Here is a 768-nt window from a genome sequence, read left to right as displayed (position 1 = left end):
GGAGCGCATCGGTTTCGCCGCGCGGCACATCTTCGACGGCGACGCCTCCCGCGTGCTGGCGCACGCTACGAGCGGTCCTGCGCTGCAACAGAATCTGGTCGCGGTCCTGGAAGGAAAAGACTGATGGCTAAAAAGCTCGCCGCGGTGCTGGGCACCGGCCAGACGAAGTACGTCGCCAAGCGCAAGGACGTGTCGATGAACGGCCTCGTGCGCGAGGCGATCGACCGGGCTCTCGAGGACGCCGGTGTCACGCTGGCCGACATCGACGCCGTCGTCGTCGGCAAGGCGCCGGACTTCTTCGAGGGCGTCATGATGCCCGAGCTGTTCATGGCCGACGCGACGGGCGCCAGCGGCAAGCCGCTGATCCGCGTCCACACCGCGGGTTCGGTCGGCGGATCGACCGCGATCGTGGCCGCCAGCCTGGTGCAGTCCGGGAAGTACCGCCGGGTGCTGACGATGGCGTGGGAGAAGCAGTCCGAGTCGAACGCCATGTGGGCACTGAGCATTCCGGTGCCGTTCACCAAGCCCGTCGGCGCCGGCGCGGGCGGCTACTTCGCCCCGCACGTGCGCGCGTACATCCGCCGTTCGGGCGCACCGACCCACATCGGCGCGATGGTGGCGGTCAAGGACCGCCTCAACGGGGCCAAAAACCCGTTGGCCCACCTGCAGCAGGCCGACATCACGTTGGAGAAGGTGATGGAGTCCCCGATGCTGTGGGACCCGATCCGCTACGACGAGACGTGCCCGTCCTCGGACGGCGCCGCGGCG

Annotated in this window: 2 pseudogenes; both read left to right on the top strand. The window is 68.9% G+C overall.

The features are described from left to right. Nucleotides 1-124: pseudogene (locus ASJ79_RS32805) on the top strand (lipid-transfer protein); the annotation flags it as partial. Continuing rightward, nucleotides 124-768 (top strand): annotated as a pseudogene (locus ASJ79_RS24930) (thiolase domain-containing protein); the annotation flags it as partial. The pseudogenes ASJ79_RS32805 and ASJ79_RS24930, both read left to right, overlap by 1 nt.

It is taken from the genome of Mycobacterium sp. NAZ190054 (assembly GCF_001545925.1).
Classification (GTDB): Bacteria; Actinomycetota; Actinomycetes; order Mycobacteriales; family Mycobacteriaceae; genus Mycobacterium.
This window is presented reverse-complemented; position numbering and strand designations above follow the sequence as displayed.